General features: G+C 56.2%; 17 protein-coding genes. 4 read left to right on the top strand and 13 right to left on the bottom strand.

Annotated elements, in window-relative coordinates; all coding sequences use genetic code 11:
- The first annotated feature begins 212 nt into the window (after window positions 1–212).
- The 3 genes from AACY31_RS05350 (at window position 213) to AACY31_RS05340 (ending at window position 3594) form a co-directional block, all read left to right on the top strand.
- The gene (locus AACY31_RS05350) at window positions 213–1652 is read left to right on the top strand and encodes a lactate dehydrogenase (protein WP_339504173.1); all 1440 of its coding nucleotides are present in this window, start codon (window positions 213–215) and stop codon (window positions 1650–1652) included.
- 210 nt (window positions 1653–1862) lie between these two features.
- Entirely contained in the window at window positions 1863–3305 is a 1443-nt protein-coding gene (locus tag AACY31_RS05345; RefSeq protein WP_339481823.1) for a permease, read from the top strand.
- Between the two features lie 22 nt (window positions 3306–3327).
- A complete protein-coding gene (locus AACY31_RS05340) occupies window positions 3328–3594 on the top strand; it encodes a thioredoxin family protein (RefSeq protein ID WP_339481824.1) in 267 nt (88 codons plus the stop codon).
- A 34-nt stretch (window positions 3595–3628) separates the two neighbouring features.
- Here the strand turns inward: AACY31_RS05340 and arsJ are convergent, their stop codons facing one another.
- From arsJ to AACY31_RS05310, 6 genes are all read right to left on the bottom strand, one after another.
- Window positions 3629–4849 carry an organoarsenical effux MFS transporter ArsJ gene (gene arsJ / locus AACY31_RS05335; RefSeq protein ID WP_339481825.1) on the bottom strand — a complete coding sequence of 407 codons (1221 nt, stop codon included), beginning with the start codon at window positions 4847–4849 and terminating at the stop codon, window positions 3629–3631.
- A gap of 9 nt (window positions 4850–4858) precedes the next feature.
- Entirely contained in the window at window positions 4859–5863 is a 1005-nt protein-coding gene (locus AACY31_RS05330) for an ArsJ-associated glyceraldehyde-3-phosphate dehydrogenase (protein ID WP_339481826.1), read from the bottom strand.
- Window positions 5864–5982: 119 nt separating this feature from the next.
- Window positions 5983–6354 (bottom strand): metalloregulator ArsR/SmtB family transcription factor, encoded by a 372-nt coding sequence (locus AACY31_RS05325; protein ID WP_339481827.1) that lies wholly within the window; start codon window positions 6352–6354, stop codon window positions 5983–5985.
- 311 nt (window positions 6355–6665) lie between these two features.
- A complete protein-coding gene (locus tag AACY31_RS05320) occupies window positions 6666–7724 on the bottom strand; it encodes a flavin-containing monooxygenase (RefSeq protein ID WP_339481828.1) in 1059 nt (352 codons plus the stop codon).
- 36 nt (window positions 7725–7760) lie between these two features.
- Complete coding sequence (locus tag AACY31_RS05315) at window positions 7761–8108, bottom strand: ArsR/SmtB family transcription factor (protein WP_339481829.1); 348 nt, start codon at window positions 8106–8108, stop codon at window positions 7761–7763.
- Window positions 8109–8193: 85 nt separating this feature from the next.
- Entirely contained in the window at window positions 8194–8637 is a 444-nt protein-coding gene (locus AACY31_RS05310; protein WP_339481830.1) for a tautomerase family protein, read from the bottom strand.
- A 95-nt stretch (window positions 8638–8732) separates the two neighbouring features.
- Here AACY31_RS05310 and AACY31_RS05305 point away from each other — a divergent pair, with 95 nt between their 5' ends.
- Window positions 8733–9695 (top strand): GlxA family transcriptional regulator, encoded by a 963-nt coding sequence (locus AACY31_RS05305; protein ID WP_339481831.1) that lies wholly within the window; start codon window positions 8733–8735, stop codon window positions 9693–9695.
- 343 nt (window positions 9696–10038) lie between these two features.
- Here AACY31_RS05305 and AACY31_RS05300 read toward each other — a convergent pair whose 3' ends face one another.
- From AACY31_RS05300 to AACY31_RS05270, 7 genes are all read right to left on the bottom strand, one after another.
- Window positions 10039–10251, bottom strand: a complete 213-nt coding sequence (locus tag AACY31_RS05300) for a hypothetical protein (protein WP_339481832.1) — start codon at window positions 10249–10251, stop codon at window positions 10039–10041.
- A 242-nt stretch (window positions 10252–10493) separates the two neighbouring features.
- Window positions 10494–11006 (bottom strand): lysis protein, encoded by a 513-nt coding sequence (locus AACY31_RS05295; protein WP_339504062.1) that lies wholly within the window; start codon window positions 11004–11006, stop codon window positions 10494–10496.
- The gene (locus AACY31_RS05290) at window positions 11003–11428 is read right to left on the bottom strand and encodes a cell wall hydrolase (RefSeq protein ID WP_339504060.1); all 426 of its coding nucleotides are present in this window, start codon (window positions 11426–11428) and stop codon (window positions 11003–11005) included. The genes AACY31_RS05295 and AACY31_RS05290 overlap by 4 nt, the downstream gene beginning before the upstream one ends.
- The gene (locus AACY31_RS05285) at window positions 11428–11973 is read right to left on the bottom strand and encodes an HNH endonuclease (protein ID WP_339504058.1); all 546 of its coding nucleotides are present in this window, start codon (window positions 11971–11973) and stop codon (window positions 11428–11430) included. The genes AACY31_RS05290 and AACY31_RS05285 overlap by 1 nt, the downstream gene beginning before the upstream one ends.
- A gap of 115 nt (window positions 11974–12088) precedes the next feature.
- Complete coding sequence (locus AACY31_RS05280) at window positions 12089–12418, bottom strand: phage tail protein (RefSeq protein ID WP_339504171.1); 330 nt, start codon at window positions 12416–12418, stop codon at window positions 12089–12091.
- A gap of 380 nt (window positions 12419–12798) precedes the next feature.
- On the bottom strand, window positions 12799–13905 hold the full coding sequence (locus AACY31_RS05275; RefSeq protein ID WP_339504056.1) for a pyocin knob domain-containing protein: 1107 nt from the start codon (window positions 13903–13905) through the stop codon (window positions 12799–12801).
- Window positions 13906–14862: 957 nt separating this feature from the next.
- On the bottom strand, window positions 14863–15165 hold the full coding sequence (locus AACY31_RS05270) for a hypothetical protein (protein ID WP_339504054.1): 303 nt from the start codon (window positions 15163–15165) through the stop codon (window positions 14863–14865).

Raw genomic sequence — 15165 nt, 5'->3', positions numbered from 1 at the left:
CTGCGCCCACGCTTTCAATCGGCCGGGGTATTCACTACATTGGGGGTAACTCTGCTCTGTCGACACGGACTGTCATGACTACCCTATCCCCGATCAGCTCCGCCATTCCCATCCAGACTCGCTCTGGCGTCGCGCCATCACCCACAACAGTGATAGAGCGTGCTGATGTCCTCCCGGCTCGACCATCGGCCACTGTCAGCCTGGGCAACCCCGTGGCCGATGTCGAATCACAGACCTATTCCCGACTCGGGCAACTGCCCGGCCAGGAGATTGTTCGTGTCTGGGAAAAGACCAGTCAGGATGCCGTCACTCGCGTCATGGGGACCAACCCCAGATCGCTGTCGATAGCCAACCGTTTCCACGGCCTGGGCGCAGCCTTGGTGGAGCAGTTCGCCAAGAGTGGTTCGAGCATTTCCCAGTCAGTGCTCCATACCACCACGGACAGGGCTCACAACACCGCCGAGATAAAATCCGAACAGGCACTGCTGCACAATAGAGCCGACAACCTGATCACCCTGAGCATCAAGACCGCCAGTGGCAAGACAGTTACCTTCAGCCTGACCAGCCAGGACGATGGACTTGGCGTTCAGGCTACGGTGGACGGGGGCCCGCTGAGCGAGGACGAACTCAAGGCCATTGGTGTTCTTGGCAGTGCCTTCCAGGCCGCTGTCGACGGGTTGACCGCCGAGCCTCCCAAGCTCGACCTGGGCAAGCTGACGCAGTTCGACTCCAGCGTATTGGCCACCATTGATCTGAACGCCAAGCTGAAGGGCGTGGACGGTGAGGACCTGATCCTTGCCTACCGCGCCGACAGCCAGAGCCGCACCACGCAAATGAGTGGTCCGGATGGCGAATTGAAGCTGAGCGTGGATCTGAAGAACAGCGCAATCCTGGGCGATGCCAAGCAACAGGCCAACGCACTGAACAGCTACCTCGCCCAGTTTGAGCGAGTGCAGGAGCGTGGCAGCGCCAAGGCTGCCCTGATGGAGATGTTCAAGGACGCCTTCAGCGCCATGAACAACCACTATCCTCAGGGCGTTACCCCGTCACAGCCACTGACCCGTAACGCGACGGACAAAGGCCTGCTGACTGGGCTGGCAGACTTCGAGGCGTCCATCAAACAAACCCACAACGCGTCCAACCCGATGCGCCCGTCCGAAGTCGATAGCTTTGCCTATAACCTGTCGCAAAAAACTGTCGTTGCAGGTTCCATAATGAGCAATCGCAGCGTCGATCAAGTCCAGCAATCGAGTTTATCGGCCAGTTATCACAAGAGCCTGAAGGGCGGGAAAGCACCCGTGATAGGCAAAACGACCGACTCGCAGAACTATCTCTACGTACAAGTGCATGACGAGGCCCGCAGTTCGGCCAGCCTCGCCTACAAGGACGGCCGACTGAGCAAAGCCGCCGTCACGCAAAGCGCCAGCCAGGACACACGGACACAGCAGTACGTCATGGGCAAAATGATTGAAGAGACGGTGGTGCCGAAACAAGCTTCAGCCAGCCGCAGTCACTTGGTATTGCTGGAGTACGCCGCCAAGCAAAGCAAAAAGTCCCAGGATGCGCAGGATCAATCCCTATTGAAGGAAGCCCTAGCGACCCTGCACAACTCGGTGCTGCTGCAGGAAAACCCTTCGGCACTGGTGCGTTGAAAGCAAAAGACAGTCGACTCTGCCTGCAGGATGAAAGTGGATACCGACGGTTTTCCTGGCGATGATTGGCTTTGCGCTGGGCCGCACCGTGCAGTGGTCTAACGAATTACGTAAAGTTTTTCTGCATGCAACTGATCTACGTCAAGCCCGTTCGGCCCACAGCAAATACCTTGGAACCTGGCTTTTAATGGTCATGTCCCAGGGTTTGCCATGGACCTTTTGCTTGAGTTAATCAACGGTGGAGCTGGCAGTCTGGCTTCCTACTTGGCGGCCCACGTCCTACTTTGTCTATTGCCAGCGTTTTTCATTGCCGGGGCCATGGCAGCACTTATTCCTAAAGCCAGCATCACTCACTGGCTGGGACGGCATGCACCTGTCTATGTTTCCTACCCAGCGGCGGCATTGGCCGGGGCACTCATTGCCGTCTGCTCATGCACCATTGTTCCTTTGTTCGCGGGCGTTTACCGCAAAGGCGCGGGTATCGGCCCGGCGATCACCTTTCTATTTTTTGCCCCGGCAGGAAATATCATGGCCCTCACCTATACCGGCAACATTCTGGGAGCGGAGTTTGCAATTGCCCGTTTGATTCTCTGCCTGATCTTCGGCATCGGTATTGGCTTGATAATGGCGACTCTGTTCTGGAAAGACGACCTGACCCACGATGCACAGGCAGATGCCCTGTTCGCAGAGAAAGCCAGCATTTGCGGGCCTGCCCTGGGCATCCTCCTATCTCTGGTGGCCCTGCTGATCGTGGGTACCTTGAGACTGTGGCCCCTGACCGCAGACCTGATCAGTATCAAAGTCCCGCTTTTCTGGGCCCAAGCGTGGCAGGACACCCTGTTTGACTGGGTTCCATATGACGCCAGCAAAGGAGAAGAAGGCGTGAGCTTGCAAGGGTCTGTACTCATCGCCCTGCTCCTGCTGATTGCCGCCACGGCCAAGCGTGGTCTGGATAACATCACCGAAGGTGCCAATAACTGGACATGGGTTGCACTGGGCCTGACCGCCAGTACTTTGCTGATCGCCTCGATGCGCCTGACGCCAGAACCTGGCACATTGGTTTTCATCTTCACGGGTCGAGTATTCGGTGTCGCACTGGCCCTATTGTCTGTTTGGTACTTTGCCCGAAAACTGCCAGCCGAAGACTGGCAAGGCTGGCTCTGGGAAGCCTGGCGCTTCGTCAAGCAGATATTCATGGTGCTGGTGGTGGGTGTATTCATCGTCGGCATGGTTCGCCAGGTTATTCAACCCGAGTGGATTGAAAGCGTTGCAGGCAGCAACTCAGTGACCGCCAATGCCATAGCAGTAGGGTTCGGCGTGTTCATGTACTTCCCAACCTTGGTAGAGGTACCCGTCGCCCGCATGTTCCTCGATCTTGGTATGCATCCTGGCCCGCTCCTGGCCTATCTGATGGCAGACCCTGAACTTAGCTTACAGAGCATGCTCATGGTGGTGGCTGTGATTGGTCGCAGGAAGACCGCCGCCTACGTTGGGTTAGTCGCTTCGTTCAGCATCGTGGCAGGCCTGCTCTATGGTGCCTGGGTCGATGGCACCGGCTGGCTGACCCTGGGTGCAGGCGTGGCGGCCTTGCTGGCGATGACCGCTGCGATTTTCCAGTTGATCCGTTTTCAGCGTAAACAAACAGCAAGCTGACTTTCACAACCAGGAGCTTCCAATGCTGAACATCAAAATCCTCGGTTCAGGATGCGCCAACTGCAAGAAACTGGAGGCCGCAGCCCGTCAAGCCGCGCAGAATCTAAATATCCAGGCCGAATTCGAAAAGATCACCGACATGGGCAAGATGATGACTTATGACATCCTCTCCACGCCGGCTCTGGTGATCAACGAGAAGGTTGTAAGCAGCGGGAAAGTTCCGACGGTTGCGGATATTCAGGGCTGGATTTCGACGGCGGGCCCTGCCAATTCCTCCACGTGCACGTAGCCCGATGAGGTTCATGCCCTCCTGCCTAGTGGCTTCATATCGCCTCGGCATGCCTGGGTAAAGCGATGGAAATCAAGGCGGCCAGCAACACGAATGCGCTTGATATCCAAAGGCATGCGCCCAATCCAAACACCTGGTAAATCCAGCCAGAGAGCACGGTGCCGATCAAGCGCCCCGTGGCGTTCGACATGTAGTAAAACCCCACATCCAACGACACGCCGTCTTCCTTGGCGTAGGACACGATCAGGTAGCTGTGCAGCGACGAGTTCACGGCGAACAACGCCCCAAAAACCATCAATCCACCCAACAGCACGACCTGTTGCGACAGCCCGGTGTTCAGCCCCAGCGCAATGGCCGCGGGCAGACCCGCCAGTGCAAGTGCCCACAGAAACGCCGCTCGACCGTCCGGCACGTGACCTCGTTTCTTTCCAGTGATGTTGGGCGCGAAGGACTGGACGATGCCGTAGCCGATCACCCAGGCCGCCAGGAAGCCGCCAACCTTCCAGAAATCCCAGCCGAACACGCTGCTCAGGTACACCGGCAAAGCCACCACGAACCAGACATCGCGGGCACCGAACAGGAACATCCGCGCCGCCGAAAGGATGTTGATCGCCCGGCTCTTGGACAGGATGTCACGAAACTTGGGCTTGGCTTTGGCCTTGCCCAGGTCCTTCTTCAACAGGATCAAGCTACTGATCCAAATCAGCGCCAGGCCACCCGCCATGGCAAGCAACGCGCCTTTGAAACCGACCCATGCCAGCAAAGCTCCGCCGAGAAAGAAGCCGACACCCTTGAGCGCATTCTTTGAGCCAGTGAGGATCGCCACCCATTTGTAAAGCTTGCCCTGCTGCCCATCGGGGACCAGAAGTTTGATGGAGCTTTTGGCGCTCATCTTGTTCAGGTCTTTGGCAATCCCCGACAGCGCCTGAGCCCCCATCACCCAAGGGATGGTCAGCCAAGCGACCGGCACTGTCAGCATCAACAGCGCCGCCACCTGGAGGCCCAGACCGATGTTCATGGTCCGGTTAAGTCCCAGCCGGGCACCGAGGTAACCACCCACCAGGTTGGTGATCACGCCAAAGAGCTCGTAGAACAAAAACAACGCCGCGATTTGCAGCGGGCTGTAGCCCAACGCGTGAAAGTGCAGCACCACCAGCATGCGCAAAGCGCCGTCGGTGAGGGTGAAGGCCCAGTAGTTACCCGTCACGAGCAGGTACTGCCGCACGGACGGCGCGAGGGCTGACAACGCTTTCATGGCCGCTCCTCAGACTGCCAGACCGACCATTTTGGCCAGTTCGACCGTGCGGTTGGCATAGCCCCACTCGTTGTCATACCAGGCGTAAAGCTTGACCTGGGTGCCGTTGATGACCATGGTCGACAGCGCATCGATGATCGATGAACGCGGGTCGGTACGGTAGTCGATGGACACCAGCGGACGCGTCTCGAAACCAAGGATGTCTTTGAGCTCATTCTCGGCAGCATCCTTGAGGAACTGATTGACCTCGTCGACGGTAGTGGCCCGTTCGACCTCAAAGACACAATCAGTCAGCGACGCATTGGCCAGCGGCACACGTACGGCGTGACCATTCAGGCGCCCACGCAACTCCGGGAAGATTTCGGCAATGGCGGTGGCCGAACCGGTACTGGTTGGAATCAGGCTCATGCCACAGGCCCGCGCACGGCGCAGGTCCTTGTGTGGCTGATCGAGAATGCTCTGGGTGTTGGTCAGGTCGTGAATGGTGGTGATCGACCCGTGGCGAATGCCCAGCTTTTCGTGGATGACTTTAACGACAGGGGCCAGGCAATTGGTGGTGCAAGAGGCAGCAGTGACGATGCGGTGCTGCGCAGGGTCGAACAGGTGCTGATTGACGCCCATGACGACGTTTAACGCGCCTTTTTCCTTCACCGGAGCGCACACCACCACACGCTTGACCCCCTGATCCAGGTAAGCCTGCAGCACCGCGACGGTTTTCATCTTGCCGCTGGCTTCAATCACCAGATCGCAACCCGACCAATCTGTGTCGGCAATCGTTTTGTTCGCGGTCACCTTGATGCGCTTGTCGCCAATCACTACTTGATCACCTTCTGCGCTGGCCTCGTTATGCCAACGGCCGTGCACCGAGTCGAAGTTGATCAGGTGCGCATGGGTGACTGCATCGCCCGCCGGATCGTTGATCTGCACGAATTCGAACTCAGGCCAATTCCAGGCAGCCCGCAGAGCGAGGCGACCGATACGACCAAATCCATTGATGCCAACTTTGATAGTCATGTTGTTGTGCTCTGTTGTCAGTGGGCGTTCGACTGGCTGTCGAACTAGCCATACAGGAGGGAGGGCTCCTGTTACTCATGATCATTGTTCCTGAGGCTACAGCGTGCCAATCAGCGTAATCAGGCAGTCTGGCTTTCGCAGCAAACGACTGCACGCTCAGGCCGATCACCCATTCCATCAAGGCGTTTGGCATCAGGGCTTAACCAGTGCTTGTTGCTTTCCAGCGTCGTGGTTAGCACTTGATGAACCCAATCGGGGAGATTCGGGTGCAGTCGGTAATACACCCATTGGCCTTGCCGACGGTCAGACAACAGGCCGCAAGTACGCAACTGCGCCAGGTGCCTGGAGACCTTTGGCTGACTCTGGTTCAACGCGCAGGTCAGCTCGCAAACACAAAGCTCTCCTTCACGAGTGATGAGCAGCATGGTGCGCACGCGAGTGTCATCAGCCAGGCATTTGAAAACAGTGGCTGGTGTCAAATGGTCAGCCATATCGATTCTCAGCGAACAGAGCGCGGGCTTTGCTGGTCATTGTGAATGCCTCGATTTATATACGATTTTTCGAATATATGATTTTACGAATAATAGATAAACCCCTCCCATCGGAAAAACTCAAAAACAACCAGCTCCTGGCGAACAGATGCCCATAAAAACCCTTTTTATAGGACACCCGGGATATTCAATCAGCAGAACGGCTCAGAACCATCTTGAAAAATGCATATACGCATATGGTAATAACACTGTCCTCCTACCGCGGATTACCTGTGTTCCGATCCACGCCCTCAGGATGGGCCAATGGCCTGCTAAACAGCCACATCTCGAACAAATCGCATCAAGCTGGGCATGATGTAGGCCGCATCCTGGCCGACACCTCTGAGTGTCGCTGAAGCAAAATTCCGTTGTTTCGGTAGACCGACAAAATACAGCCCGGGCAAATGCTTCGCCTGCCCGTTACGATTAGCCCAATATTCGTTGCCTGGACATTCCAACCCGCTCAAGAACTCCAGGTTCGGGCGAAAGCCTGTAGCAAACACCAAACTATCAACCTCGGTGTGCTGCCCATCAGACCAGATCACGCCGGTTGGTGTTATCGCCTCGAACATCGGCTTACGCTCGAAAAGCCTTTGCTCAAGCGCTCGTCGATAGATCCCGTCATCGAGCACCGGCGTGCTTTGATCGCTCAACCAACGGGTCTTTTCCAACCCTGACCACTTCAGCCACGCATGAAAATCCACGTCGAGTATCTTTTGCGGAAAAAACCGAATGGGCTCCCTGCTTGCCAGCACGACGTTGCCTACATGAGCCAGTTCATAAGCAATTTGAACCGCCGAGTTCGCAGCGCCAACCACAACCACGCGCTGGTCACCAAAGCCATTGGTATTTCGATACTCCGCGCTGTGCAAACTGCGCCCGAGAAAACCCTGAAGCCCTTGAATATCGGGAATGAAAGGCTTATTGAATCCACCCGTGCAGACGATCAGCGCCTTGGAGCAAAAGTGTTCCCCATCGTCGGTTTGAAGCTGAAACAGCCCGTGCTCTCTGCGTACATGCTGTACACGGGCGTACTGACGAACTGGCAATTTGAATGCCTTTGCATAGTCTTCCAGATAGCGCACGACCTCATCACGAAACGGGTAATGATCAGGCTCTGCCGGGAAGCGCATGCCTGGCAATGACGAGTAAGCCGCTGGAGAAAACAGCTTCAGACTGTCGTAGTAGTTGCGCCAACTCCCTCCCGCAGACCGCTCAGCATCCAAAATCAGGAACCTGAGGTTTTTCTGCTGCAAATGCCAACCGCACGCCAATCCTGCTTGACCTGCGCCGATCACAATGACATCCATGATTTCATTCATTACATTCATATATGCACACTCATGCACGCTATAGGACAAAAAAAATCAGGACGCACCCGGGCAGCAGAACGGGGTCAGGCATTTCATATGCTCAAGAATAGCTTCGAGGCGTGCCACCACCGCCGGACCATCCACCTCGTAGAACATCTGCCTGCTGACCTTGGTGCCACGGACGATACCTGCCTCTAACAGCACTTGCAGATGTCGGGAAACAACTGAACGTTCCTGGGGCAATCCTTGGGCAATCTCGGCGATATCGGCGCGCCCCAGTTGCATCACGCGCTTGAGCACAGCGACACGCGAAGGCTCGCAAAGTGCTTTGAAGAAAGCGCCATCGAGAGACTCGATGGCAGCGTCAATTGCGCGGGTTCGGTGAAGGATTCGATCAGTCATGCGACTGACTATATGTGCATGCTTGTGCACGCGTCAATACTCTGCAAAGCCCCCCAGACATTGCACTTTCTGGAAGGCCTATAGCCTAGGGAGCGAGATGTCCGTACCCGGCTGCACGGGTGAAGTCGGCCAGATGCCAAATATCACCGTTCGCCCCCCAAGTGCCATCAACCACATCCTGGATCTGTATTGAGGTCAGCAACTGGCGCTGATCCTCCGTTGTCAGGCTCGAGTGTATTGCGCAATGCAATTCACGCACGTAGCGCTGGCGCATCGGTGCATCAAGAACGCCGGCAGGCACCTTGACGATGACAATGCATGGAACGGCCCTGGCATGAGGAGCAACGCCTCCGCACAGCCATTCATCGGCCTGAATTTCCTCAATGAGCACCCAGCACAAAGCTCGCTGCTGAGGGGCATCGCCCATGTGTTCATTAACCATTGCCACGTCGCTCACGCTTCGAAGCAACTGTTGGCGCTGTGGCTGATTGAAAGCTCCCGTAGGCACCTTGATCAAGATGTTTGGCATGGCAAAACCTCACTGTTAACTGGAAGCGCCATTGGGCCAGTTATCTCCTGCCTCCATAAGTGACCGATTCGACTTCTTTCGGGCATAATCGGACAATGTACGATTTCACTGTTCTAGTCTTTCCCGAGTCGTTCGCCTCAAGCGTCGCGGCCACCCTGGACATCCTCGGCACCGCCGCGACACTTGCGCAGCGCCAAGGCCTCGCCGTGCCACGCTGGCGAGTTTGTGGGCCGCAGCCAGGGCTGATTACGCTAGGGCAAGGCATGCAACTGTTGGTCGACGAACTGACGACAGACGTCGAGGACAACTCCTGCTGGGTCATTCCGGGCCTTGGCATCAGCGACTTCGACGCGCTGCTGCAGCGTCTTGAGCAAGACTGGGTACTGCAGACACTGCCAGCGCTGAGGGCACATGTGAATGAAGGCAAGGAGATTGCCGCCTCGTGCTCGGCTGTCTTTCTCCTGCATGCCGCAGGATTACTGGACGGTCGAAAGGTAACGACCTCCTGGTGGCTCGCCCCTTGGCTGTCGAGCATTGCGCCTGACTGCATCGTCGACCCCAACGTCATGGTGCTTTGCGACCCACCCTTGACGACCGCTGGCGCAGCCTTCGCGCAAACTGACCTGATGCTGCACCTGCTGCGCAGGCGCCTGTCGCCAACGCTCGCCGACTATGTGGGCAAGGCTCTTCTACTCGACGGCCGACAGTTGCAATCCCCATTCATCAACCCAGCGATCATGGCCCGGGGCAATACACTGGTCGCCAACCTCACCGCTTACATAGAAGCCTGCCTGCCCCACCCTCCCAGCGTTCCGAGCCTTGCGGCGTACGTCGGCATGTCTGAGCGAACGCTGTCCCGGCACCTTCGAAAAGCAACCGGCCTTTCAACCCAATATTTGATCCAGCGCGTGCAACTGAACAGGGCCCGCGTGCTACTGGAAACCAGCAGATACTCCGTTGAATCTATCGCCGAGCAGGTGGGATACCAGGACGCCACGGCCCTACGGCGACTTATGCGCCGCTTGTTGAACGCATCCCCGAGACAACTGCGCCAGTAGCTCAAATGAGTGCGAGGGCAGCCGCACAGTATGATGACGAGCCCTAGCCCAAACCGATCTCAATGTCTTCTGGGAATACGAGCTTTCCATACCAGCCGTGCCCGGCCGTAAGAGCAGATATCCGAGCAAGCAACAGCCCCCCAATAGCAAGGCTCTTTTCAATCCGCCGACCTTACTGACCATTACCCTACAGATAAGCCACAGATGAAGAATGCTTGCAGCACATGCAAGGAAGATAAACCCAAAGGCCTGAAACGAGCCGGGCATCCATGTTCCTCATATTCCTATACGCCGCAGCATAGCGCTCCCAAAGCACTGCCGGCCAGCAACTCCCCGCTCAAAGTCACCGCACCAAAAAGGCTGGCCGGATCATTTCCGCCATGTCGATGAAATCAGTCCTGATGGCTTCGAAGTACGTTGCATCAAATACGCGGTGATCGGTGAAACGGCTCGGTGCCAGGATCACGCCGATATCGTGTGGTCGGAGGCAATCCCCGACCTGAATATCAGCGAAATCACGGGATAGTTTTGCGCGGGCACAAAAAAGCCGATCCATCTGATCGGCTTAAGTGCCTGATTTTACTCAGTAAATATGGTCGGGACGGAGTGATTCGAACACTCGACCCCTAGCACCCCATGCTTGAAAACGGGTCAAAAGCCCAGCATTTATTGGCTCTTCTCACGGCGCTCGCTGCAAACGGTGCCCTACTGAGCCAAGCCGGAATTAGCGAATCCCCGAAAAAGTCCCCTCGCCTTTTTTGCCCCCTCCTCCGGCGTCCTGCCGAACGAACACAATCCCTATTTATTCAATTCTCGCACATACGCCTGGCACGCCCGCAGCGCGATCAACCCCCGGTCGCCGGCGTCGGTGATGGCGATAATTCGTTGAGCATGCGCTGGGTCAAGTTGGGCTCTTGCTCTTCCATGAACCACGCCGACGGCGCCGGGGGTGGCAGGCACTGCGCAGCCACTGGCTGGATCCTCGTCAAGGAGGACTGACAGCCGCAAATCAGCAGTGGCAAGGCGATCGCGCAGGCGAGCCTGTTTTTTCTCTTCATTGGTCAGTGCCTGATGGTGGGTTTGTTCGCTGCTGGAGAGGCGCTGCTCGAGCGCCAGGCGCTTGCCCTGCTCTGTTTGGATCTGTGCGGCTGCCGCATTGCCGATGGCAGTCAGGTCGGATTTATGAAGGCCTGCCTGCTCTGCCAATTGCTTGCCATACCGCCAGTCCTGGACCTTCCAGGTGCCACCGACAGCCAGCAGCAGGAGCGCCAGCACGCCAACGGCCAGAACCTTCAGCCCCAGGGGATTCATGGCACGTCCTTGAAGAACACATGATTGCCTAGGCACAGGGTCTGGGTGGCATCCTTGGCCCAAGCCGGCGCCTTCGGCATGGTCGTGGCGTAGTAGTGGGTTGCGCCTTTCGTGATGTCAGCCTCGGCGCCGGAGATCACCAGATCGGCCGCACGCTGCGCCTGGGCGAACTGCTTCGGCGGGATTGGCTTCGCGCCGGTCAGGTAGGGATAGTTCGGGTCGTTCTTGTTCCAGCAGCTGAACTGGTACGGCTTCAGGCAGACACCGGCGTAACCTTCGCCCCACCAGGACCGGGCCTTACCGTCGTTCACGCGGTTGCGGATGACGCAGGCCACGGCCACCTGACCGGCGAAACTCTCGCCACGGGCTTCTCCGTACAACGTCCGCGCTAAAATATCGCGGTCTCTCTCGGTCGCGTTCATCAGATATGACTCCAGGATCTTCGGTTAACGATTTTGGAAATGGTTTGGAAGGCGACGCCGAACTCACGGCCGATAGCGGCCAAGCTTGCGCCAGTAGGGCGGCGCGCCCTGATCTTCAGGACCAAGTCGTCGTTGAGCTTCGCGCCACCATTCTTTGCGCCCGCCGGGACTGTGCCGTGCGAGATCTTGTCGCTCTCGTTCTCGGCGTGAGTCTTCCAGGAGAGGTTTGAGTAATGCGAATTGCTTGGGTCACCATCGCCGTGGGCGACTTCGTTTCGATCGCCTGATGGCGGACCGAGGAATGCCATAGCAACCAGTCGGTGTGCTTCGAATGTTTGGTGTTTGCAATTGATCGTGAGCTTGAATCGCGGGTAGCCGGCGTGATGCCAGCAGAAAGACAAAAGCTTCCCAGGGAACGTGCGTCGGCCCGTGGTCCTTCGGCGGACATGACCGTATTCGCTCACTTCATAGTCGTCAGAGGCATGACTCAGGCGCCACTGCAGGCCATCAAGCGTCAATCCGGCCGGCAGTGGGATGTCCCTCATTTGCCACCCCACAGCGTGCGCGCGAGGATGTCGCGGTCCTTCTCGGTTGCGGTCATAACTTTTCTCCAGGCGAAAAAAAGCCCGCTCGATGGCGGGTTGCGGTGGTCAGTGGCGGTCAGATTGAATCAGCGGTTACCAACATAGGCGCCGCTATGATTTCAGGGATGGGCGGCTCGGTCGGCCATACCGGTGATTCAAACCATCCGGGCTGCGTGGTCACTTTGCCCAGGGCGTACTTGTAGACCTTCCAGGCTTTCAGCGGAGCAACCAGCGCGGCCTGCTCTGCCTCCTCTTCAGGTGTCGCCTCGCCAATCTCGATCCCGTATCCCAAGGTGTCGATGCGGTCTTGGATGCGGGAGATCTGCATCGCGGCCCGGGTGTTTCGCTCGGCCAGGCCGGACTTCATTGCAGCCAGTTGACCGGCGAGTATCGCCGCCGCCTTCATTTCTTTGGTGATCAGCCGGGACCAGTCGATCACGCCGTCGGTTACAGGTTCGGCGGGATCGGGCTGAGGCGCGACATAATCCGCCTGCTCGGGCCCGGGGAAAACCACCACCCCGTCGGGCACGTCCAGCAGTGGCGACGGAAAAGCCTGGGCCTGGCTGTAATTGCTGGGGTTGGGAAACATTAGCGTCAAGACCAGCTCACCGTTGAGCCGTTCAACGTCACCAGCAAACCATATCGAATCGATAGCTTGGCGCGGGAGCGTGTCCCCCTCCCCCACAAGAGATAGATCGAAGTCCTCTCCGTTAACGGTCAAGACATCGACGTTTTTGACCACCTCAAGTGTATCATCCCGACGCTGCGGGCTAAGTATGATTTTCATTAGTACCACCTCCCTACCGCTACATACCCAGGTAAACAAGATGATGTTGCGAGCGGACCATGTGCTACTAATAGAACGCTACTTGATGTCGGTGGGTTATTACTCAACCAAGCCCGGCTCGTACCCGTCGCCGTGTCAAACGTTGGTGCCGGCGAAACGACCGGAGGACTATTGAAAGGCATTGCGAATGTCAATGCTTGGCCTGATGGTGATAAGAATAGAGAACCTTGGGATGCGGTTGTAACTAGGCGCGTGGTATGGACATATCTACAAATCTGACTACCATCTGCAAATCGAACATATTCACCATTGCTGTTGGTGCCACTCTCAATGATAGCGCCAGTTGGTATACCCCCCACTTGAGATACGGCTCCTACCATATTTCCGGAGTTGTATGTTTTGCGCCAAGGAAGCCAGGTCCCATTATTTAGAACTCGCTCATACTCTTGGCCGACTGTAACCGTCATGTATTTCTGGATTGCATAGACGGGTGTTATGCACTTGTTCTCTAGATAACCATTAGTTGCTTCCGGGGCTGATCCCTGTGTAGCACCCGCTGACACATAATAGAAACCATTGGTCCTAATATCATTGATGGTCGTAGAGGGAATCGCCTCCAAATTCTCGGCACCAATACCGTGATCTCCGACTTTCAAAACTCTACCCGTCGTAGAATCACTACGAGTTGTAGTTAAAGTAGCGGTAGCAGCGGTCCCCAACCCCAAACCAGTTCTAGCGGTGGCTTGGGTAGTGCCACCAGTGCCGCCCTTTTCCACCGGCAGAATGTCATAGTTACCGGTGGTGCCGAGTGCAGCAAGCTGGGCACCATAGGCGTTAACAATGGCTCGCAATGCATCCGCCGAATCCTTCACGTAGCCTTGCATGGGAGCCAGAGCATAGGCGCCCGCGGCCGCAGTTGAGCCTTGATATGGCGGATAGATGGACATCGATGTGTTGCTGACTACGTTGGTGACTTCATACCACCGACCATCGGGCCCGCGAAAGGCATCACCGACACGGCAGTTCGCAATGAAGGCCGTGCCGGTGCCGGTCACGGCGTTGGAATTCAGGGTGACGGAGACCGTTCCCGTTTTATACCAGGGCATGGAGTTGTCCTTTATTTTAATCAATAAAAAACCCGCGCTTGGCAGGTCGTTTTGAATTGGCGTGTCAGTTATACGGGAAAGGCAAGTTGGCTACCTCTATTACCAGAGCGGTAGGCGCTCGATCTGTGGGGATGTTAAAAAATGATGGGGTGCTATAAACCGGTTTGTATTGCTCAGTGGTTCCAGCACTAGAGCAAAACATAAAGGAAATGCCGCCAACTCTTCCAAATGCCCCCTCCACCCCACCATGTTGACTGTAAGCTTCAAACCCATGATTAAGCGAAGGGTCATTTATACCACAAGACCTGCTCCAAGGCAGATAAGCAGCGTACTCCTTGCTAGGCGTCAAGTTCAAATCTACCCGGGACATGATTCGGGAAAAATCGCCTGCTGAGTTGCCGGCATTTAGGCTAACGTTATAACCACCTGCGTATGCTGGGTCGCGCCAATCAACTGGTCTATTGGGCGAGCCGCGAGGACCCAACGGTGGAGCCGGAACAGTCGATATAACATTAAGTGGAAGCTGTAGAGAGTTGAAAGTTATTCGCCCCGTATCCGTCCACGTCTTCAAGTAAGGACTTCCAACAATGCTGTCCGACATCAAATCAAAGCAATAGAACTTTGTAGAAGTGGTGGCACAGGAATAATAAAACGTTATGGAAGACCCTGATACGCTGGTGCCATTCAATGCCCCCGGACCTACGATAAATACAATCGGAGAAATGGCGTTCGTAACAGTAAAGCCGTGCAAGCAATCAGTTTTCTTTGACTGATCTACTACAGCAGTTACAGGAGTCCAGTTTGCACCATCATTTGGGTCAAGTTGAGCCGAACGCAATTGTCTCCGACTCCATGTCTGAAGATATGCCATGTTTCCGCTTTTGACTAGGCCATAGCAGATCAGGGCAGTATCAAACAGAAGCTCACTGTTCTCCTTGTAAACCTTGAGTTGAGGCATCAGTAGTACCCATAGTAGATGCGGCAGTTGGCCGAGAAGTATCCCCAACCATTTGTTGAGTAGGAATAAGCCCAGGACAACGTGCTCCCGGTTATCGTCACCCCGGGCTTCTTCCCTTTCTCCCTTTGCAGATCAACCAGCGGGACGACGATGTAAAACCGAGTCTTCCCTGTCGGCACCGCGGGTATCGCGGTTGATCCATTTACAGAGCCGGTGTCGACTGAGCCTTGGTGCTGACTGATGCTCATCGTCATGTCGAGCATGACCACGCCAGCCGGCGTTTTTATAACGAGTCCAGTCAT

This window comes from Pseudomonas sp. RL_105y_Pfl2_101, from assembly GCF_963970585.1.
In the GTDB taxonomy this organism is placed as follows: domain Bacteria; phylum Pseudomonadota; class Gammaproteobacteria; order Pseudomonadales; family Pseudomonadaceae; genus Aquipseudomonas.
This window is presented reverse-complemented; position numbering and strand designations above follow the sequence as displayed.

What these genes read in the sequence shown, in the direction of transcription:
- AACY31_RS05345 (WP_339481823.1), top strand. Translation starts at nt 1,863, where the DNA reads ATGGACCTTTTGCTTGAGTTAATCAACGGTGGAGCTGGCAGTCTGGCT.
- AACY31_RS05340 (WP_339481824.1), top strand. Translation starts at nt 3,328, where the DNA reads ATGCTGAACATCAAAATCCTCGGTTCAGGATGCGCCAACTGCAAGAAA.
- arsJ (WP_339481825.1), bottom strand. Translation starts at nt 4,849, where the DNA reads ATGAAAGCGTTGTCAGCCCTCGCGCCGTCCGTGCGGCAGTACCTGCTC.
- AACY31_RS05330 (WP_339481826.1), bottom strand. Translation starts at nt 5,863, where the DNA reads ATGACTATCAAAGTTGGCATCAATGGATTTGGTCGTATCGGTCGCCTC.
- AACY31_RS05325 (WP_339481827.1), bottom strand. Translation starts at nt 6,354, where the DNA reads ATGGCTGACCATTTGACACCAGCCACTGTTTTCAAATGCCTGGCTGAT.
- AACY31_RS05320 (WP_339481828.1), bottom strand. Translation starts at nt 7,724, where the DNA reads ATGAATGTAATGAATGAAATCATGGATGTCATTGTGATCGGCGCAGGT.
- AACY31_RS05315 (WP_339481829.1), bottom strand. Translation starts at nt 8,108, where the DNA reads ATGACTGATCGAATCCTTCACCGAACCCGCGCAATTGACGCTGCCATC.
- AACY31_RS05310 (WP_339481830.1), bottom strand. Translation starts at nt 8,637, where the DNA reads ATGCCAAACATCTTGATCAAGGTGCCTACGGGAGCTTTCAATCAGCCA.
- AACY31_RS05305 (WP_339481831.1), top strand. Translation starts at nt 8,733, where the DNA reads ATGTACGATTTCACTGTTCTAGTCTTTCCCGAGTCGTTCGCCTCAAGC.
- AACY31_RS05300 (WP_339481832.1), bottom strand. Translation starts at nt 10,251, where the DNA reads ATGGATCGGCTTTTTTGTGCCCGCGCAAAACTATCCCGTGATTTCGCT.
- AACY31_RS05295 (WP_339504062.1), bottom strand. Translation starts at nt 11,006, where the DNA reads ATGAATCCCCTGGGGCTGAAGGTTCTGGCCGTTGGCGTGCTGGCGCTC.
- AACY31_RS05290 (WP_339504060.1), bottom strand. Translation starts at nt 11,428, where the DNA reads ATGAACGCGACCGAGAGAGACCGCGATATTTTAGCGCGGACGTTGTAC.
- AACY31_RS05285 (WP_339504058.1), bottom strand. Translation starts at nt 11,973, where the DNA reads ATGAGGGACATCCCACTGCCGGCCGGATTGACGCTTGATGGCCTGCAG.
- AACY31_RS05280 (WP_339504171.1), bottom strand. Translation starts at nt 12,418, where the DNA reads ATGAAGGCGGCGGCGATACTCGCCGGTCAACTGGCTGCAATGAAGTCC.
- AACY31_RS05275 (WP_339504056.1), bottom strand. Translation starts at nt 13,905, where the DNA reads ATGCCCTGGTATAAAACGGGAACGGTCTCCGTCACCCTGAATTCCAAC.
- AACY31_RS05270 (WP_339504054.1), bottom strand. Translation starts at nt 15,165, where the DNA reads ATGACTGGACTCGTTATAAAAACGCCGGCTGGCGTGGTCATGCTCGAC.